Below are 17,290 nucleotides of genomic sequence, written 5' to 3'. Positions count from 1 at the left end.
GCCATGCGCTTCACGATCAAGGGTCGATCACACCACCTCACGCAGGAGAGCGTGCGCGAGTCGCTCGCGGGGCACCGACCCGCGCGGGTCCAGCTCCATTGGGTCGCGGTGGCTGGTCTGCACTGGCCGGTGAAGCAGGCGCTGGAGTTGAGCATCGGGCTCTACCGAGCCGACTTCACCACGGATACCGCGCGGCGGATCTTCCAACAGCTGGGGTTCCAGGTCTCCTCCCCCGCGACCGGTCGGACGCGGCGTCAGAGCGCGCCGACCACCCGACGACCGGAGGACGTCACGGCCGCCGCCGGACTCGCCTGGCAGAACCTCGCGAGGGCGCTGGTGACACCGTCCCTCGGCCGGTTCGTGGACGACTGGGAGCGCGCGCTGTCCGGCACGACGGCGGCCGCCCCCGAGTCCTCCGACGGTGACGCCCGGCGCGTGGCGGCGTCGCTGGTCTCCGATCCGGACGCGGCCGCCGAGCTGATCGAGTACGCCACCCTCGCCCGCAGGCGTGCGGACCGACTGTCCGCGGTGAGCACGGCGACGGCGGTCGCGCTCGGCCTCCAACGGATGCTCCGTGACGGAGAACGGATCCTCGAACCCCCCAACCTGACCGGCCGGGCACGTCCTGGTTTCGACCTGACGACCACGCACCGGCGCGCGCAGTTCGTCATCGGCCCACTCACCTCGAGCAACACCGTGCGGCAGCGGCGGGCGATCTCCTCCGTGGTGCGCCTGGCCCTGGACACGTCCGGAGCGGAGTGCGAGCTCTGGACGTCGGACCCCCTGTTCGCCGACTTCCTGCGTTCGACCGACGAGACCGTGGAGTGGGGCCTGTCGCGCTCCCCTCGGGCGCTGCGGGAGGCGTTCGAGGAGGTCTATTCCTCGACCAGGATCCCGGTCCGCGTGTTCGTGAACGGGCCGGCCGGCGACGTGGCCCTGCGGGACCTGTCCGCGCTCGTGCCGCAGGCCCGGCTCATCGACTGAAGGATGCCGCGGGCGTCAGTCGCCGGTCTCCAGCGCGGCCACCGCTCCGCGCACGTGTGGCTCGCGGAGATGGCGCCGGCGCGCCCTGCCGACGCGGCCGGCGGCCCGGCGGGCGGCGTAGTCGGAGGCGCGCACGACCTCGATCGAGCCATCGGGCAGGGCCCGGGTCATGGTCGAGGAGAACGGACGGGCAGCGAGCCACTGCCGTACGTCCTCCACCCGCCAGAGCGGGGTCGCCCCGGCCCGCCAGGTGGGCTCGGGGAAGCCCGACGACGAGTCCCGACGGTACGAGCGCAGCGTTCCGACGGCGATCGCGGCCAGGGCTGCGATCTCGCGCAGGCCGAGGTACCCGGGCAGCGCCGGGGTCACTCGCGTAGCCGGTTCGTGCCGGTCCCGGTCGGGGTCCGCCGGTGTTGCGTCGTCCGGAACGGGGTCGACCGGATCGGGAGCGCTCACCTGCTCACCGGTTCACCGAGGGGGTGCTGCAACGGCCAGTCCTGGTTCTCCAGGATCACCTGGAGGGCGGCACCGCTGCTGCGGTGCACGATCACTGGTGCCATCAGGTTGACGGTGGTGATCTCACCCGAAGGGTTGGCGACCACGAAGACCCAGGCGTCGTCGGCGTGGGCCAGGCCGAGCCGGGTGCCCTGCTCGGCGGAGAGGACCGGGGCGTAGCCGGGCAGTTGCGTCGGAGCGTCGACGAGGAACAGCCGCGGGCCGTCGTCTGCGGCGGTCAGCGTCAGCAGGCCGGTGACTCCGGGCACCGGTGTCAGCTCGAACCGGGCATGCGGGGCCAGCCCGGGGGGCGGCGTGAGGAAGGAGACCGTGCTCATCGCAGGAAGTCCAGCAGGCTGTTCTGGAGTACCCGAGCCGTGACGCCGAGGGCACCCTGATAGGCGACCTCGGCGGACTTCAGGTCGATGATCATCCTGGCCATGTCCACATCCTCGACTGCGGAGAGTCGGCTCTCCAACCCTCCCATACGTTCCTGCGTGGCCACCTGGGCCACCTCCAACCGGTTGTAGCGGGTGCCGACGCCCGCGAGTTCGCCGAGCATCTCCTGCCGGCGCTCGTCGATCGCGTCGATCCGGGGGGACACGTCGGCACCCGAGCGAAGGTCCGCGGCGATGTCCGCCATCAGGGCGAAGACCGATCCCGGTCCCGAACCGAACACGGCCGCACCGTCGGCGTCGACCCGGACCGACTCGTCCGGACCGACCCGCCTGTGCACCGTGGCACCCGGGACGCCCACGTAGGTGCCGTCCGGGCCGAACGCCATCCCGGCATCGGAGGTCCCCGCGAATACCGATCGCCCGCCGAAGGTGGAGTTCGCCTGCACGAGCAGCGCCTCCCGGATGCCATCGATCTCGACGGCGAGCGCCTCCCGGCCGGCCGGGGACATCGCCCCGTTGGCCCCCTGGATGGTCAGGTCCTGCGCGCGCCCGATCAGGTCGAGGCCGGCCTGGATGGCGGTGTCGGCCGTGGTCAGCCAACCGAGGCCGTCCTGGGCGTTGCGGGTGTGCTGCTGCGCGAGGCGCTGCTCCCCCCGCAGGCGCAGGGATTCCGCCGTGCCGCTCGGATCGTCGGACGGGCGCGTGATCCGGGTGTTGCTGGTCGCCTGGTCGGTGAGCCGGTTCAACTGGGCCAGCGAAGCCTGGAGGTTCTGCGCCGCGGTGCGTGCGGTCATCTGGTGGGTGACTCGGGTGATCATGGCCATCACCTCCCGACGATTCCGGTTCGGTTGATGAGGGTGTCGAGCATCTCGTCGATCGCCGTCATCACCCGCGCGGAACCCTCATAGGCACGTTGGAAGGTCATCATGTTCATGGTCTCCTCATCGAGGTCGACACCTGCGGTGCCCAGCTGCTGATCCAGTGCGGAACCCGCCGCGAGCGCCGCCAGGGCGGCGCTCTGGGCGTCACCACGGGCGCGGACGCCGGTCTCACTGACGAAGGTGGCCCAGAGCTCGTCCGGCGCCTGCGGCCCGGATCCGATCTGCGCGATCGCGTCGGCCACCGAGCCGTCCTGGCCGCCGGCACCGGGTGCGCCGGTCGCCAGTGCGGTGGCGACCACCCGCAGGCCGGCAGCGGCCGGAACGCCTGCGGCGAGGCCGAAGAAGTCGCCGGCCGCGACGCCGTCGACGGTCAGGCCGGCGGCGTGCACGGCATTCACCTTCGCGGCAAGGTCCGTGGCGAAGGCGTTGTAGGAGGCGGCCGCCTCGGCCAGTACACCGCCGGTGCCGTTGCCGTCGGCGGGAGCCAGGAGCGAAATGGTCCCCGCGAGCTCGCCCCCGCCGAGTCCCGCGGGTGCACCCGGCCGGTGGGCCCACTCCACACGTACGGGATCGGAGGAGGCCTCAGCCAACCGACTCGCACCGGCCACCTGGACCGGGTTGTGCGTGGTGCCGGAGACCAGGGGATTGCCGCCGACCAGGACGTCCACGGTGCCGTCCTCGCGCTGGCGCACCTCCCCACCGGCGAGCGCGGCGATGGTGCTGGTCAGGTTCGAGCGTTGGTCGACGAGCTCGTTCACCGATCCCCCGGCTGCGGCCGTGGACCGGATCCGCGCGTTCAGATCCGCCACCTGCGCGGCGGCCGTGTTCAGTTCGCCGACGAGTGCGTCGGCCTGCGCGCGGGCCCGGCCCCATTGCGCGTCCACCTCGGCGTAGCCCTGGTTGACCGTGACGGCCACGGCGGCGGCCGTCTCCAGGACGACGGCCTCGGGCGCTCTCTCACCGGGGCGGTTGGCCAGGTCGGACCAGGACGCCCAGAAGTCGTCGAGCTTGGCCGCGAGCCCGTTCTCCCCCGGCTCGCGCAGGGACTCCTCCAGGGTCGCGAGCGCGGCGGCCCGGACGGCGCTGAAGCCGTGCGTCGAGGCGGTGCCGCGGACCCGGGCGTCGAGGTAGGCGTCGCCGAGCCGGGTGACGCCGTCCACGCGGACACCGCGTCCGGGTTCCGGACTGCCGGCGAACAGGCCGAGCACGGCCGGCGAGCCGATGCCCGAGAGTTCCACCCGCTGGCGGGTGTATCCGACGGTGTTGAGGTTGGCCACGTTCTGGGCCACCACATCGAGGGCACGGCGCTGGGCCGTGACGCCGAGATAGGCCGTGTTCAGTCCGGCGAAGGTGCTCATCGTGTCCTCACAGTCTCTTGTCCACGAGCCGGGCGCCGACCAGCTCGGTCCGGCTGGCCCCGTGGGAGTCGTACGTGCCGGCCGCACCGTCGAGGCCGGCCAAGGTCTCCTGGGCGGCACGCAGCCCGGTATGCAGGAACTGCGCGTTGGCATCCCGCACGTCCCGGATCCGAGTGGTCAGCGCGGTCAGGGCGCTGAGGTGCTCGGCGAGCACCTCGTCCCAGGGCGACGGCGCCCGCTGGATCAGCTCGCGCAGGCTGCTTCCGTCCGCAGCCCCCCACTCGCTGGCCACCCCGGCCGCTTCAACGTCCCGAGCCAATCCAGATTCGTATAGACGTCCGAGCACTTGTTCTACTTCACGGGTAGCGTTCGCCAGCCAGTCGGTCCGACCGGCCGTGAGCAACAGCTGCTCCTCGGTCAACTTGAACAGGAGCAGCTCCAGCAGGTTCCTTTGGTGCCAAATGGCGGCAGACAACTCTTGCACTCCCATGCCAACCCCGATTCGGTCCAAGGCGGGGACCCGTTCCCTCGCACCATTGACTCTCGGCATCGGCACGCTGGCCGTAAGGTCTAGTCCAACGTCTATACATGCGGTAGGGTCAGCGACGCACGACGGCAGGGCCGACCCGGCCCGACCCGATCGTGCTTTCGTTCGAGGTCCCGGGGGTCCGAGTCGTGAATCGTGCCGAGCGCAATGCCGTCGTCGTGGCGAACCTGCCACTGGTCGGCTATCTCGTCGCCGACGTCTGCCGGCGGGCTACGCACCTGAGCCGCGACGATCTGGCCTCGGCCGGTGCCGTGGCCCTGGTGACCGCCGCCGACGCCTTCGATCCGACCCTCGGCGTGCCGTTCGGCGCCTACGCCCGGCAGCGGATCATCGGCGCGCTCGCCGACGAGATGCGCGCGGGCGACTGGGCAACCCGCGGGGCCCGCTCCCGGATCCGTCAGACCCTCTCGGCCCACGAGCAACTGCGCGCGACCCTCGGCCGGGAGCCGGCCCGCGTGGAGCTTGCCGACGCCCTCGGCGTCGACGTGGCCGGAGTCGACGCCGCACTCGCCGACGCTGCCCGCACGGTGCACCCCCTCGACGACGTCACCGTCGACCGACTGCAGGATGCCGACGGCTCGCCACAGGACGCGGTCCTGGTCGCCGAACGCGCCACCTATGTGCGCGCCGCGGTCGCGGCGCTGCCGGAGCGGATGCGCTACATCACCGAGCAGGTGTACTTCGCCGACCGCGCCGTGAACGAGGTCGCTGCGGAGCTGGGCATCTCCCACGCTGCGGTGTCGCAGCAGCGCGCCGAAGCGGTCCGATTGCTCCGGGACGGACTCGCCGCGCACTACGGCGACGACGACGCGCCCGCCCCGGAGCCGACGTCGCGGGTTGCGCCCTCACGCCGCCGCGCCTTCCTCACCGAGCTCGCCGCGCTGACGCAGGGCGGCTTCACCCGCCCGGAGAGCGTTCGCGCCGTCTCCTGACCGATGAGGATCGATCCGACTCCTTACATCGGTGCGCGGCCGGCCGAGAACTACCGGTGACCGGCCCACGGATGGGCCGGACACGACCAACCCACTCACGGAGGAAAGCATCATGGGTTTCGCCATCAACACCAACACCGCGGCGGCCAACGCCTACCGCAACCTGTCCATCACCCAGGACCAGCAGGCCAAGTCCCTGGAGAAGCTCTCCTCGGGTCTGCGGATCAACCGCGCCGGTGACGACGCGGCCGGCCTGTCCATCGCCGAGGGCCTGCGCAGCCAGGTCAACGGCTACACCGTCGCAGCCCGCAACGCCCAGGACGGCATCAGCGTCGTCCAGACCGCCGAGGGCGCGCTCGGTGAGGCACACTCCATCCTGCAGCGGATGCGCGACCTCGCCGTCCAGGGTGCGAACGACACGAACAACGCCGACTCCCGCACCGCGATCGCCAACGAGCTCACCGACCTCACGTCCGAGCTCACCCGGATCGCGGACAGCACCAACTTCAACGGCATCCAGCTCCTCGACGCCACCGCGACGGACCTGACCCTGCAGGTGGGTGCCGATTCCGGGACCAGCTCCCAGATCACGGTGGGGCTGGCCGCCAACAACCTGAGCACCATCGTGGCGGACATGACCACGGCCGGCGTCGCGGTGACCGACGCCACCGCGGCGCAGACGGCGATCGAATCCATCGACGCCGCCATCGCCTCGGTCTCCACCGGACGTTCCGAGCTCGGGGCCACGCAGAACCGGCTCGAGTACGCGGTCAAGAACATCAATGTCTCCATCGAGAACCTGACCGCGTCGGAGTCCCGCATCCGCGACACCGACATGGCCAACGAGATGGTGAACTTCACCCGCTCGCAGATCCTGTCCCAGGCCGGCACGGCGATGCTCGCGCAGGCCAACCAGGCATCCCAGGGCGTGCTGCAGCTGCTCCAGTGATCCGGTGCCGGCCGGTGGTGAACCCACCGGCCGGCCACCTGAGCACCGCCGCAACCTGCAGTATCCGCAACACCCGACGCCCGGGGCGGGAGGGACCCCGTCTCCCTCCCGCCCCAGGCATCGGCACCCCACCGATCGGAGCAACCGATGGCCGGCTTCGGCATCGACGGCATCATCAGCGGCCTGGACACCACCAGCCTGATCAACGCCCTCATCTCGGCGGAGGCAGGTCCGCAGCGCATCCTCGCGAACAAGCGCACGGCCGCCGAGAGCCTGATCACCGCTTGGCAGTCGCTGAACACGAAGATCGCAGCCCTCACGGACCGGGCCAAGGACGTCTCCTCGGGCACCGGCCTGCAGCCGCGCACGGTCACCAGTACCGAGCCCTCGGTCACGGCCACCGCGGCGGACGGCGCGGGCATCGGTGACCTCACCCTCGTGGTCTCCGCCACCGCGCAGACGCAGACCTCGGTGACCGCCGCCATGACCCGCTGGGCCGCGGACCCCGCCGTGCTCACGGTCCGGTCCGCCGATGGCACCCTCACCGAGATCAGCGCCGCGGGCACGGACCTGGACGCCGTCGCCGCAGCCGTGAACACCTCCGAGGCCGGGGTCAGGGCGACGAAGGTGCCCGCCGGGACCGACCCCGACACCGGCGAGACCCGGTTCCGACTGCAGTTCACGTCCACCGAATCGGGCGCCACCGGTGCCTTCGAGGTGTTCGACGGCGACGCCGCCGCCGTCACCGCCGGCACCGCAGAGAATCTGTTCGAGCGGCCCGGCGCCGCCCACGTACGCACCGCAGCCGACGCCGTCGTGACGCTGTGGGCCGGCACCGCCGCCGAGCAGCAGATCACCTCGGCCACGAACACGTTCGTCGACCTGATGCCGGGCGTCGACCTGACCGTCGGTGCGGCGAGCACCGAGCCGGTGACCATCACCGTCTCCGCGGACGTCGAGGCGCAGACCACCTCCGCCAAGGACCTCGTGGCGGCACTGGCCGCGATCTTCGGCGAGATCGCCACCCGCAGCAGGGTCACCAGCAGCACCGGCGCGAGCGGCCAGCCCGTGGTCACCGGCGGGCTGTTCGCCGGGGAGTCGACCGTGCGGGACGCCTCTGCGCGGCTGCTGAACGCGGCAACGGCACCGGTGGGCGGCCGCTCGCCGTCCGAGATCGGTCTGGTCATCACCCGTGACGGCACGGTCGAGTTCGACGAGGAACGGTTCCGTGAGGCACTCGCCGCCGACCCGGACCTGGTCACCGGCACCCTGGCCGCCATCGGTGCGCGCGTGGCCGAGGCGGGAGAGATCATCTCGGCACCCAAGGACGGCCTGCTCAGCGCGCGGATCTCCGGCCAGGAGAGCCAGGTCGCCGACTTCGGCACCCAGATCGCGGAGTGGGACCGCCGGCTCGCCTCCCGGCGGGAGACGCTGCAGCGCACGTACACCTCGATGGAGGTCGCGCTCTCCCGGCTGCAGTCGCAGCAGTCCTACCTGACCGCGCAACTCGCCTCCTTCGCCACATCCGCCAGTTCGTCCTGAACCCGAACACCCCACCCGGAGAGGAGGCAGCACCCCGACAGGGGCGCGCCGCACCCATGACCACCCTCAGCACCGCCCGCCGGTCCTATCTCGCGGACCAGGTCCTGGCGGCATCGCCCGCCCGCCTCGTCACCATGCTCTACGACCGCCTCATGCTCGACCTCAGCCGGGCCGAGACCGCGCAGCGCGCCGGCGAGTGGTCCCAGGCGACCACGCAACTCGTGCACGCCCAGAGCATCGTCACCGAGCTGATGACCACGCTCGACGTGGACGCATGGGACGGGGCAGCCCAGCTGCACGCGATCTACGTGTATGCGCTGTCCACCCTGTTGACGGCGAGCTCCACCAGGGACGCCGAACTCACGGCCTCCGTGTGCGAGCTCCTCGAGCCCATCCGGCAGGCCTGGCACGACGCCGCCGCCGCCCTGCCGGCGACTCGCAGCGCAGCGCCGAACGGCTCGCTCGGAGTCGCCTGATGGCCACCTGGGCCGAGGTTCTGGACGAGTTGGAGCAGGAGACCCGTCGCGAGACCGGTTCGCCGGGTGGCGTGGCCGGCAGCGGCTTCCAGCCCGACGGCGGCACCTGGGTTCCGCCGTCAGGCCTCGGGCCGCTGCCGGCCGAGCTGGCCGGACGCGCCCGCGAGGTGCTCACGGCGCAGCGTGAGGCCACGGCCACCCTGCGGTCATCGATGACGCGGGCCCGACGCCACGACTCCGCCCTCGCCGCCGTGCCGGCGGCGCGATCGGCCCGTCCGGTCTACCTCGACGTCACAGCCTGACCGGTCTGTCAAGACGCCTCTCGGCGATGATGCCGTAGAGCGGGCCGCACTTCCTTGGCAACGTCTATACAGTGGATGTCCAGAACCGCTTACCGGCGGCACCCCGCTGCCGAGAGGAGGGAGTGAGCACGGATCGCTCACTCCTCCGGCCACGGATCGGCCACCCACAGTCTCGACGCTAAGTGAGTGTCCTCGTGCTGGAATCCGTGACCGCCCTCGCGATCTCGAGCGCCCTGGATGGCCTGTCCGCGCGACAGCGGGCCATCGCCTCGAACATCGCGAACGTGAACACCCCGAACTACACTGCCCGCCGGGTCGCCTTCGAGGACGCCATCACCCGGTCCGTGGCCTCGGGTGACGGGCGCGCCGAGGCGACCGAGCAACGCTCCCTCGAGCCCACCCGACTCGACGGCAACAACGTCAACCTCGACACCGAGACGCTCTCCAACGTCGACACCGTGCTGCGGTTCCAGTTCGCGGCGCGCGCGGCCGAGGGCCCGTTCACCGGCCTGCGCACGGCGATGCGGACGAGCTCATGACCTTCGACGCCATCGGCGTGGCCGGCACCGGCCTGACCGTGCACCGCAAGTGGCTGGACGCGATCAGCGACAACATCGCCAACGTCAACACGGTGACCGGCACGGACGGCGAGGCGTTCCGCGCGCGGTACGTCCTGGCCGCCGCAGGCGAGGACGGTGGCGTGTACGTGCAGGGCGCGGCGTACGGGGACGCCGAGGGCAGGCTCGTCCACGAGCCGGACCACCCGCTCGCCGACGCCGACGGCTACGTGCGCTACCCGGACATCGACATGGCCGCCCAGATGTCGCAGCTCATCCTCGCCCAGCGCGGCTACCAGGCCTCGGCCGCCGTCGTCGACCGGGCCAAGGACACCTACACGGCAGCCCTCCAGATCGGACGAAACTGATGCCCATCGAAGCCATCGGCGCGCTCGGCGCCGCGCTCCCGACCACGGCCGCCGGCCTCGCCGGCGCCGACCGGGCCGCCCCGACCACCGGGCCGGACGGGTTCGGCACGGCGCTGACCGGCGCGCTCGAGGACCTGCAGGCACTGCAGGGCGCCTCGGACGAACTCGCCATCCGCGCGGTGAGCGGTGACCTCACCGACATCCACCAGGCCACCCTGGCCTCCACTCGCGCCCAGGTGACCCTCGAACTCGTCGCCACGATCCGGAACAAGGGCGTGGACGCGTTCAACGAGATCATGAGGATGCAGGCCTGATGGCGGCGACCCTGACGTCCTGGTTCGGCCGGCTCGTCGAGTCGGTCCGCTCGTTCAGCCTCGCTCAGCGCACGCTGGCGCTGATCGGGATCGCCGTGCTGGTTCTCGGCACGATCGCACTCTCCTCCTGGCTCACCCGCCCGTCCTTCGCACCGCTGTTCTCCGGCCTGTCCCCCGGCGACGCGAACACGATCGTGGACCAGTTGCGCACGAACGGCGTCGAGTACCAGCTCGCCGACGGCGGCTCCACGGTCCTCGTCCCCGAAGACGCGGTGTACGACCAGCGACTGCAGGCCGCAGCCGCTGGGCTGCCGAGCTCGTCCACCGGCGGCTACTCCCTGCTCGACGACATGGGCGTGACAACCAGCGAGTTCCAGCAGGAGGTCACCTACCAGCGCGCCATCGAAGGTGAGCTTGCCGCGACCATCGGTGCCATGTCGGGGGTCCGGACCGCCTCGGTGCGGCTCGCCATCCCGGAGGAGACGGTGTTCGTCTCCCAGACCGCGAACCCGACCGCGTCCGTGTTCATCGAGACCGAGGAGGGTGTCTCGCTCAACTCCGACCAGGTGCAGGCCATCGTGCACCTCACCTCGGCGTCCATCGACGGGATGTCTCCCACGGATGTCGCCGTGATCGACGCGACCGGACGGGTGCTCTCCGCCGTCGGGCAGGGTGCCACCGGTACCCCGGACCAGCAGGCGAGCGACCACGAGGAGCGGGTCCGCGCGCAGGTCCAGGCCATGCTCGACCAGGTGCTCGGCGCCGGGAACTCCACGGTGGTGGTGGCGGCGCAGGTCTCCACCGAATCGGCCGAGCGGCTCGAGGAGAGCTTCACCGCCCCGGAGGGGACGCCCGCACATTCGACCTCAAGTACCACGGAGAACTACACCGGGTCCGCGGGGACCGGCGCCGGAGTCCTCGGACCGGACAACATCGCCGTCCCCGATACCGAGGCCGGCGGTGGGGACTACAACTCGGAGTCCGAGGTGCGCGACAACGCGCTCAACTCCGTCACACAGACGACCACCATCCCGGCCGGAACCCTGATCCGCCAGTCCGTGTCCGTGGCCGTGGACACGGCGGCCGCGGCGCCGGTGAACATGGCCGAGCTCTCCGCGTTGGTGGCCACCGCCGCGGGCGTCGACGCCGAGCGCGGCGACGAGGTCACCGTCACCCCGGTCCAGTTCGACACCTCGTCGGCACAGGAGGCACAGGACGCGCTCGCCGCGGCGGCTGCCGCCGAGGGTGCGCAACAGCGCGCGGACCTCACCCGCACCGGGATGATCATCGCGGGAGTCCTGGCCGCCGTGATCATCGCGCTCGTGATCTACGCCCGCCGCAACCGACGCCAGGACCGGGAGCCGATCGAGCTCGGTCCGGCCACGATCGAGCCGATCGAGGACGAGATCGCACCAACGGCGCTGCTGACCGACCCGGAGCCGCGGTTCGAGCTGCCGCCGCCACCGTTCCTCGACAACGGACCCGAGGACCTCGTGCGCAAGCGGGCCGAGCTCGACGCCATCGCCGAGCACGATCCGGAGCGGATGGCCGAGGCACTGCGCGACCTGATGGACGAACGGCGCCCGGTATGAGCGTCACGGACGCGCCGTTGACGGGCGTGCAGAAGGCGGCTCTGCTGCTCATGCAGCTGGACACCGAGCGCGCGGCCAGGGTGATGCAGCAGTTCTCCGAGTCCGAGGCGGAGGAGATCACCGCGGAGATCGTCCGGCTGCGCCGGGTGGATCCGGCGCTGGCCGATTCGGTCATCTCGGAGGTGCACGACTCCACGATCGCCGGCCGGTTCCGCTCACGTGGCGGCAAGGACGTCGCGACGGGGCTGCTCGAAGCCTCGTTCGGTTCCGAGCGCGCGGCCGGGGTGATGACCCGGGTCGAGTCGACGATGGCTGGCCAGCAGTTCGAGTTCCTGGAGACGATCGAGGACCCGCACCTGCTCCAGCTGCTCGACGGCGAGCACCCGCAGACCGTCGCACTGGTGCTCGCGCACCTGCGCCCCGAGCGTGCCTCCAGCGCGCTCGCCGCGCTTCCCGACCCGTTGCGACCCCAGCTGGCCCGCCGCATCGCCACGATGGCACCCCCGTCCCCCGAGGCGGTCTCGATCATCGCCGAGACCCTCAAGCAGCGCGCCGGTGCCGCGGTCGCGTCCCGTGAGGCTGCGGACTCCGTGGGCGGCGTGGCGCCGCTCGTGGAGATCATCAACAGAACCGACAAGCGCACCGAGACGGCCGTGCTCGAAGGACTCGACCGGCTCGATCCGGAGCTCGCCGAGGAGGTCCGGTCCCAGCTGCTGACGTTCGCGGACGTGGTGCACGTGGAGGACCTCGACATGCAGCAGGTGCTGCGCGGGATCGACCCGGCCACCCTCGCGATCGCGCTCCGGGGTGCGACGCCGGCGATCACGGAGAAGGTCACCGCCAACATCTCAGCCCGCAATCGGGAGATCCTCGAGGAGGAGACCGGCCGCCCCGTGCGCCTGCGTGCCGCGCAGGTCGAGGACGCCCGGACCGAGGTGGTGCTGGCGATGCGGCGCCTCGAGGCGAGCGGCGACCTGGTGGTCGTGCGCGGCTCGGAGGACCGTTATGTCGACTGACACCCACGCGGCGATGACGGCGTTCGCGCCGGCGGTGTTCCCGAGCACCGGACCGGGCCCGGACCCGCTCGGTCAGGAGCGGGCGCATCGGCTCGGGCACGCGGCCGGGTACGCCGCCGGCCTGCGCGCCGCCCGCGCCACGCTCGCCGAGCGGCTCGCCGACCTCGAGGCCGACCACGAGCGGCGCGACGCCGTACGGAGCGCGAGCATCGCGACCGCCGTGGCGGCACTGAGCGCCGCTGCGGCACGCCTGGATGCCCGGGAGACCACCACCCTGCTCGAGGCCCAGGACCAGCTGGCGGCCGCCGCCGTCGACCTCGCCGAGGCCGTCCTGGGCATGGAACTTGCCTACGGCGACACGAGCGCCCGCGCCGCACTGGCCAGGGCCCTGGCCGGGGTGCGGCACGAGCCGCAGCGAACGGTCCGGATGAATCCCGACGACGTCGCGGCCCTCGCCGGGACCGTGGTGCCGGCCGAGCTCGTCGGCGACCCTGCCCTCGCCCGCGGCGACGCGATGGTCGACCTCGACGACGGGTTCCTCGACGCCGGCATCGGCGCGGCCCTAGGGCGCGCCCGGGCCGCGCTCACGGAGGATCCGTCATGACCGCGGGCGTGCGGCCGCACCCCGCGCGCTTCACCCGCGCTCTGCACGCGGCGCGCCCGGAGCGGGTGGGCATCGTCACCAGTGCCGTCGGCCTCGGCCTGGAGATCGCCGGTCTCGAGGTGCCGATCGGTCACCTGGTCACGGTGGGCGAAGGCCCGACGGCGGTGCCCGCCGAGGTGGTCGCGGCCACCTCCGCCGGGGTGCGGTGCATGCCACTCGGGCGGATGACCGGCCTGGTCGCGGGTGCCCCCGCGCGGGCCCGCGGGACCGGGGTCCTGGTCCCCACCGGCACCGGCCTGTTCGGGCGGGTCCTGGACGGACTCGGCCGCCCGATCGACGGCCGCGGACCGCTGCCGCGAGCACGGTACGTGCCGGTCGCCAATCCGGCCCCTGCACCGCTCGACCGAGCTCGGGTCAGGGACCCGCTCACCCTGGGGGTCCGCGTGCTGGACACCCTGACCAGCGTCGGACGGGGCCAGCGGCTGGGTCTGTTCGCCGGTTCCGGCGTCGGGAAGTCGTCGCTGCTGTCCATGGTCGCGCGCGGCACCGAGGCCGAGGTGTCCGTGATCGCGCTCGTGGGCGAACGGGGCCGGGAGGTCCGGGAGTTCCTCGAGGACGATCTCGGACCGGAGGGACTGGCCCGCTCCGTGGTGGTGGTGGCCACCTCGGACGAACCCGCGCTGGTACGGCTGCGCGCCGCATTCGTCGCGACCCGGATCGCCGAGTCGTTCCGGGACACCGGCGCGCACGTGATGCTGATGATGGACTCCCTGACCCGTGTCGCCATGGCGCAGCGGGAGATCGGGCTGTCCGTCGGCGAGCCACCGGCCACCCGCGGCTACCCGCCGTCGACCTTCTCGTTGCTGGCCGAGCTCCTGGAGCGCGCGGGCACCGCCGCGCAGGGGTCGGTGACGGGTATCTACACGGTGCTGGTCGACGGTGACGACCACAACGAGCCGATCGCCGACTCGGCCAGGTCCATCCTGGACGGGCACGTCGTGCTCGACCGCAAGCTTGCCGTCGCCGGGCACTTTCCGTCGGTGGATCCGCTCGGCTCGATCAGCCGGCTCGCGAACCGGGTGACGACGACCCAGCAGCGTGCCGATGCCACCAGCCTGCGCCGGGTGCTAGCCGCCCGCGCGGCCGCACGGGACCTGCTCGACGTCGGCGCCTATCAGCGGGGTGCGAACCCGCTCGTCGATGCCGCGCTCGAGCACGCGGCGGAGATCGACGCGTTCCTGCTCCAGGACCTGTCCGAGACGGCTTCGGCCGACGATTCGTGGGCCCGGCTGGCCGGGCTCGCCCGAGTGCTGGGAGGCACCCGATGAACTTCCGCCTTGCCGGCCTCCTCCGGGTCCGCCGCCTCCAGCAGGACCAGCGGGCCGGCGACCTCGCCCGTGCGAACCGGCGCCACCGGGAGGACGTCCGACGCACCGAGCGTCTCGCCGGAGCTCTGGCCGGGAGCCAGGTGGAGGTCACGGACCGCGCCACCCTGGTCGCCCTGGTCGCGGCACGCGCCTCGGCCCGTGGCCTACTCGTCGAACTGCGTGCCAGCCAGGACCGGTCCGCCGAGGATCTCGAGACCGCCCGCGCCGCGCACCACGACGCGCGTGCCGCGACGACATCCCTGGAGAAGCTCGAAGAGCGCCACGACGCCGTCGTGGCGTTCGAGGAGCTGCGCGCCGAGCAGGGCGCGCTGGACGAGACCGCCGGCCAGACCTGGGCCCGCTCGAAGCTGGAGCCGGGCCGATGACGGTCACCATGATCTCCGCCCGGATCGGGCAGATCCAGCAGGCGATGGCGCAGCTCACCGCGACGCTCCAGCCGCCGGTCGCGACCCCGTCGACGACCGCCACCTCGGCGACCGCCACCTCGGCGACCAGCCGGTCGGCGGCCGAGATCTCGGCGGGTGGTCGCACCGGCGCGACCGCCGGCGCCGATCAAGCCCTGTTCGCCACGGCGCTCGCCACCGCACAAGCGGTCGGGACCGGGTCGGCTGCGACCTCGACGACGCCGGCCACCACGAGCGGCACTCCGGTCGCTGCGGGCACCGCCACCGGCGACGACCTCGTCGCAGCGGCCCGGAAGTACCTCGGCACCCCCTACGTCTGGGGCGGGGAGTCGCTCGCCGAGGGCGGGCTGGACTGCTCCGGCCTGGTGCAGCTGGCCATGAAGGACCTCGGTGTGGAGGTGCCCCGCACGGCCCGTCAGCAGATGACGATCGGGACCGAGGTGGCCTCGCTCGCGCAGGCGCGGCCCGGTGACCTGATCGTCACCCGCGGTGGCGGCCACGTCATGATCTACCTCGGCGACAACCAGGTGCTGCACTCCCCGCGGCCCGGGCAGGACGTCCAGATCCGGGACATGTTCGAGACCGATGCGGACATCACCTCGATCCGGCGAGTGCTGCCGACCGGCGGGCAGGACCTGGCCACCGCGGGCGCCCGCGACGTGGTGACGGCGGGCTCACGATGAGCGCACCGACCTTCCCCTCGACGACGCGGACCCTCGGACCGTCGACCGGACCCGGCCCCGCCCACCTACGAACGGACCGGTCCGGTCCGGCGTTCCAGGAGGTGCTGTCCGCCCACACCGGCGCATCGCACGAGCCCAGGAACGCGCGCCCGACCGACCGGTCCGCGGCGGGCACCGGCGGCGCCGAGTCCCGCGACACCCCCGCGGCCAGGCCCGGATCGCGGCCGAACCCGACCCGGTCCGGCCCATCCGAGGCCGCAGCCGACCGTCCCGGCGACCGGCCGGAGCCCACCGGACCCGGAGCCGGAGCCGGAACCGACCCGGTCACGGCGCTCGGGACGACACCGGGCGTACCGACTTCGGCCGCGGTGCCCGGCGGCGCGGCCGCCATTGTGGACGGCGTGGCCGCCGGCGTCGGGTTCGGGGGCCCGACGGACCCCGACGGTACGGCGCTCGCCCCGAACGCGGGCGGCGGTCCGGCTGGTTCGGACGGCTACGTCATGTCGGCCGGTCTCGCCGGTGCACCGTCAGCCGAGGACCCCGCTGCTGGCATGCCCGCCGCGCCGAGCCCTGCAGGCGCCCCGGGCACACCGGGCGCCCTCGGCGCAGTGGGCACGACCGGTGCGGCGGGTGCCGCCTCGTCGCAGCGCGCCGCCTCGTTGCACGGCGTCGTCACCGCACCGGACGCCCTCACCGCGGCCGGCGCCGCCGGCCCACTTGCCGGCGCCACCGAGCCAGGCATCGCAGGCGCCGACGCCGCCTCGCCGAACCCGACCACCGGACAACCCGCCGCAGTTCCGGGAACCCCGTCTGACCCGGCGACCGCGGGACCGGGCCGGTGGGTGCCGGCCGGTTCGGACGGTGTCACCGGGGGCGCACCCTCCGTCGCCACGGCCCCCAGTGGCAGTGCACCCACCGCCGGCCCGGACGCCTCGCCGTCCCCCACCCTTACCGCGCCCCTGACCGCACCGGCGCCGAACGTGCCCGTGACCGCGACGGCGCCGGCCGCCGTCGGGCCGTCCGCGTCACCATGGCCGGCTGCAGCGACCCTGCTCGATGGTCTGCTCACCCTGCGCTCGACACCGGCAGGGCAGCACACGCTCACCATCAACGTCACCCCGGACCACCTCGGACCGATCGCCGTGCGGGCACTCATCACCGCCGACGGCGTCCGGATCGAGCTGCAGACCCCGGACGCCGGCCGGGAAGCGCTCCGTGCGATCCTGCCGGACCTTCGCCGGGACCTCGCCGCCGGCGGCCTGAACGCCACGCTGGATCTGGACTCCGGCCCCCGGGACCAGCCGGGTTCGGCCACCAGGGCCGGGTCCGACGGCGACGACGCCCACCATCGCGGCCCCGGCGCCGGCCACTCCGAGGCTTCCGCCATCGGCCGCACCGAAGGTGCCGACCACGCTCCGTGGGTTCCGGACGCCGGCCGGCCGGCCGACCGCCCCGGCGGAGCCACAGCCCTCGACGTCCTGCTCTGAACTCCAAGGAGAC

Annotated in this window: 21 protein-coding genes; 16 read left to right on the top strand and 5 right to left on the bottom strand. The window is 72.6% G+C overall.

The genetic code is table 11. From position 1 onward, the window contains the following. Window positions 1–3: 3 nt before the first annotated feature. Window positions 4–984: a hypothetical protein gene (locus HALOF300_RS00875; protein WP_156738762.1), complete on the top strand. Its 981-nt coding sequence runs from the start codon at window positions 4–6 to the stop codon at window positions 982–984. A 15-nt stretch (window positions 985–999) separates the two neighbouring features. Here the strand turns inward: HALOF300_RS00875 and HALOF300_RS00870 are convergent, their stop codons facing one another. From HALOF300_RS00870 to flgN, 5 genes are read right to left on the bottom strand one after another with little or no spacing between them, the layout of a single operon-like run. Next, window positions 1,000–1,440 carry a helix-turn-helix transcriptional regulator gene (locus HALOF300_RS00870; RefSeq protein WP_156738761.1) on the bottom strand — a complete coding sequence of 147 codons (441 nt, stop codon included), beginning with the start codon at window positions 1,438–1,440 and terminating at the stop codon, window positions 1,000–1,002. Next, the gene (gene fliW, locus HALOF300_RS00865; RefSeq protein WP_156738760.1) at window positions 1,437–1,817 is read right to left on the bottom strand and encodes a flagellar assembly protein FliW; all 381 of its coding nucleotides are present in this window, start codon (window positions 1,815–1,817) and stop codon (window positions 1,437–1,439) included. Before fliW ends, HALOF300_RS00870 begins: the two co-directional genes overlap by 4 nt. Next, on the bottom strand, window positions 1,814–2,695 hold the full coding sequence (flgL, locus tag HALOF300_RS00860; protein WP_156738759.1) for a flagellar hook-associated protein FlgL: 882 nt from the start codon (window positions 2,693–2,695) through the stop codon (window positions 1,814–1,816). The genes fliW and flgL overlap by 4 nt, the downstream gene beginning before the upstream one ends. A 5-nt stretch (window positions 2,696–2,700) precedes the next feature. Further along, window positions 2,701–4,116 (bottom strand): flagellar hook-associated protein FlgK, encoded by a 1,416-nt coding sequence (flgK, locus tag HALOF300_RS00855; protein WP_156738758.1) that lies wholly within the window; start codon window positions 4,114–4,116, stop codon window positions 2,701–2,703. Window positions 4,117–4,123: 7 nt separating this feature from the next. Beyond that, entirely contained in the window at window positions 4,124–4,606 is a 483-nt protein-coding gene (flgN, locus tag HALOF300_RS00850) for a flagellar export chaperone FlgN (RefSeq protein WP_156738757.1), read from the bottom strand. A 185-nt stretch (window positions 4,607–4,791) separates the two neighbouring features. Between flgN and HALOF300_RS00845 the strand changes: the two genes are divergently transcribed. The 15 genes from HALOF300_RS00845 to HALOF300_RS00775 all read left to right on the top strand — a co-directional run bounded on the left by HALOF300_RS00845 (window position 4,792) and on the right by HALOF300_RS00775 (window position 17,277). Continuing rightward, entirely contained in the window at window positions 4,792–5,595 is an 804-nt protein-coding gene (locus HALOF300_RS00845; protein ID WP_156738756.1) for a sigma-70 family RNA polymerase sigma factor, read from the top strand. A gap of 112 nt (window positions 5,596–5,707) precedes the next feature. Continuing rightward, window positions 5,708–6,544, top strand: coding sequence for a flagellin N-terminal helical domain-containing protein (locus tag HALOF300_RS00840; protein ID WP_156738755.1), 837 nt, complete (start codon window positions 5,708–5,710; stop codon window positions 6,542–6,544). A 147-nt stretch (window positions 6,545–6,691) separates the two neighbouring features. Next, the gene (gene fliD / locus HALOF300_RS00835) at window positions 6,692–8,086 is read left to right on the top strand and encodes a flagellar filament capping protein FliD (protein WP_156738754.1); all 1,395 of its coding nucleotides are present in this window, start codon (window positions 6,692–6,694) and stop codon (window positions 8,084–8,086) included. Window positions 8,087–8,142: 56 nt separating this feature from the next. Further along, a complete protein-coding gene (gene fliS / locus HALOF300_RS00830; RefSeq protein WP_156738753.1) occupies window positions 8,143–8,562 on the top strand; it encodes a flagellar export chaperone FliS in 420 nt (139 codons plus the stop codon). Next, window positions 8,562–8,864: a hypothetical protein gene (locus HALOF300_RS00825; protein ID WP_156738752.1), complete on the top strand. Its 303-nt coding sequence runs from the start codon at window positions 8,562–8,564 to the stop codon at window positions 8,862–8,864. Before fliS ends, HALOF300_RS00825 begins: the two co-directional genes overlap by 1 nt. A gap of 194 nt (window positions 8,865–9,058) precedes the next feature. Beyond that, window positions 9,059–9,403 carry a flagellar basal body rod protein FlgB gene (locus HALOF300_RS00820; protein WP_156738751.1) on the top strand — a complete coding sequence of 115 codons (345 nt, stop codon included), beginning with the start codon at window positions 9,059–9,061 and terminating at the stop codon, window positions 9,401–9,403. Further along, complete coding sequence (locus HALOF300_RS00815) at window positions 9,400–9,789, top strand: flagellar basal body rod protein FlgC (RefSeq protein ID WP_156738750.1); 390 nt, start codon at window positions 9,400–9,402, stop codon at window positions 9,787–9,789. Before HALOF300_RS00820 ends, HALOF300_RS00815 begins: the two co-directional genes overlap by 4 nt. Further along, window positions 9,789–10,103, top strand: a complete 315-nt coding sequence (locus HALOF300_RS00810; RefSeq protein WP_156738749.1) for a flagellar hook-basal body complex protein FliE — start codon at window positions 9,789–9,791, stop codon at window positions 10,101–10,103. Before HALOF300_RS00815 ends, HALOF300_RS00810 begins: the two co-directional genes overlap by 1 nt. Further along, entirely contained in the window at window positions 10,103–11,695 is a 1,593-nt protein-coding gene (gene fliF / locus HALOF300_RS00805) for a flagellar basal-body MS-ring/collar protein FliF (RefSeq protein ID WP_156738748.1), read from the top strand. The genes HALOF300_RS00810 and fliF overlap by 1 nt, the downstream gene beginning before the upstream one ends. Further along, a complete protein-coding gene (gene fliG / locus HALOF300_RS00800) occupies window positions 11,692–12,711 on the top strand; it encodes a flagellar motor switch protein FliG (protein WP_156738747.1) in 1,020 nt (339 codons plus the stop codon). The genes fliF and fliG overlap by 4 nt, the downstream gene beginning before the upstream one ends. Then, a complete protein-coding gene (locus HALOF300_RS00795; RefSeq protein ID WP_156738746.1) occupies window positions 12,701–13,315 on the top strand; it encodes a FliH/SctL family protein in 615 nt (204 codons plus the stop codon). Before fliG ends, HALOF300_RS00795 begins: the two co-directional genes overlap by 11 nt. After that, window positions 13,312–14,643 (top strand): FliI/YscN family ATPase, encoded by a 1,332-nt coding sequence (locus tag HALOF300_RS00790; protein ID WP_156738745.1) that lies wholly within the window; start codon window positions 13,312–13,314, stop codon window positions 14,641–14,643. The genes HALOF300_RS00795 and HALOF300_RS00790 overlap by 4 nt, the downstream gene beginning before the upstream one ends. Then, entirely contained in the window at window positions 14,640–15,068 is a 429-nt protein-coding gene (locus HALOF300_RS00785) for a hypothetical protein (RefSeq protein ID WP_156738744.1), read from the top strand. The genes HALOF300_RS00790 and HALOF300_RS00785 overlap by 4 nt, the downstream gene beginning before the upstream one ends. Further along, window positions 15,065–15,790 carry a C40 family peptidase gene (locus tag HALOF300_RS00780; protein ID WP_156738743.1) on the top strand — a complete coding sequence of 242 codons (726 nt, stop codon included), beginning with the start codon at window positions 15,065–15,067 and terminating at the stop codon, window positions 15,788–15,790. Before HALOF300_RS00785 ends, HALOF300_RS00780 begins: the two co-directional genes overlap by 4 nt. After that, window positions 15,787–17,277 (top strand): flagellar hook-length control protein FliK, encoded by a 1,491-nt coding sequence (locus HALOF300_RS00775; protein ID WP_156738742.1) that lies wholly within the window; start codon window positions 15,787–15,789, stop codon window positions 17,275–17,277. Before HALOF300_RS00780 ends, HALOF300_RS00775 begins: the two co-directional genes overlap by 4 nt. Window positions 17,278–17,290: the final 13 nt, after the last annotated feature.

Origin of the sequence: Occultella aeris (genome assembly GCF_902703175.1) — a bacterium.
Lineage (GTDB): Bacteria > Actinomycetota > Actinomycetes > Actinomycetales > Beutenbergiaceae > Occultella > Occultella aeris.
This window is presented reverse-complemented; position numbering and strand designations above follow the sequence as displayed.

What these genes read in the sequence shown, in the direction of transcription:
- HALOF300_RS00825 (WP_156738752.1), top strand. Translation starts at nt 8,562, where the DNA reads ATGGCCACCTGGGCCGAGGTTCTGGACGAGTTGGAGCAGGAGACCCGT.
- HALOF300_RS00795 (WP_156738746.1), top strand. Translation starts at nt 12,701, where the DNA reads ATGTCGACTGACACCCACGCGGCGATGACGGCGTTCGCGCCGGCGGTG.
- HALOF300_RS00785 (WP_156738744.1), top strand. Translation starts at nt 14,640, where the DNA reads ATGAACTTCCGCCTTGCCGGCCTCCTCCGGGTCCGCCGCCTCCAGCAG.
- HALOF300_RS00775 (WP_156738742.1), top strand. Translation starts at nt 15,787, where the DNA reads ATGAGCGCACCGACCTTCCCCTCGACGACGCGGACCCTCGGACCGTCG.
- HALOF300_RS00840 (WP_156738755.1), top strand. Translation starts at nt 5,708, where the DNA reads ATGGGTTTCGCCATCAACACCAACACCGCGGCGGCCAACGCCTACCGC.
- HALOF300_RS00810 (WP_156738749.1), top strand. Translation starts at nt 9,789, where the DNA reads ATGCCCATCGAAGCCATCGGCGCGCTCGGCGCCGCGCTCCCGACCACG.
- HALOF300_RS00790 (WP_156738745.1), top strand. Translation starts at nt 13,312, where the DNA reads ATGACCGCGGGCGTGCGGCCGCACCCCGCGCGCTTCACCCGCGCTCTG.
- fliW (WP_156738760.1), bottom strand. Translation starts at nt 1,817, where the DNA reads ATGAGCACGGTCTCCTTCCTCACGCCGCCCCCCGGGCTGGCCCCGCAT.
- fliD (WP_156738754.1), top strand. Translation starts at nt 6,692, where the DNA reads ATGGCCGGCTTCGGCATCGACGGCATCATCAGCGGCCTGGACACCACC.
- fliF (WP_156738748.1), top strand. Translation starts at nt 10,103, where the DNA reads ATGGCGGCGACCCTGACGTCCTGGTTCGGCCGGCTCGTCGAGTCGGTC.
- flgL (WP_156738759.1), bottom strand. Translation starts at nt 2,695, where the DNA reads ATGATCACCCGAGTCACCCACCAGATGACCGCACGCACCGCGGCGCAG.
- flgK (WP_156738758.1), bottom strand. Translation starts at nt 4,116, where the DNA reads ATGAGCACCTTCGCCGGACTGAACACGGCCTATCTCGGCGTCACGGCC.
- fliG (WP_156738747.1), top strand. Translation starts at nt 11,692, where the DNA reads ATGAGCGTCACGGACGCGCCGTTGACGGGCGTGCAGAAGGCGGCTCTG.
- fliS (WP_156738753.1), top strand. Translation starts at nt 8,143, where the DNA reads ATGACCACCCTCAGCACCGCCCGCCGGTCCTATCTCGCGGACCAGGTC.
- HALOF300_RS00875 (WP_156738762.1), top strand. Translation starts at nt 4, where the DNA reads ATGCGCTTCACGATCAAGGGTCGATCACACCACCTCACGCAGGAGAGC.
- HALOF300_RS00780 (WP_156738743.1), top strand. Translation starts at nt 15,065, where the DNA reads ATGACGGTCACCATGATCTCCGCCCGGATCGGGCAGATCCAGCAGGCG.
- flgN (WP_156738757.1), bottom strand. Translation starts at nt 4,606, where the DNA reads ATGGGAGTGCAAGAGTTGTCTGCCGCCATTTGGCACCAAAGGAACCTG.
- HALOF300_RS00815 (WP_156738750.1), top strand. Translation starts at nt 9,400, where the DNA reads ATGACCTTCGACGCCATCGGCGTGGCCGGCACCGGCCTGACCGTGCAC.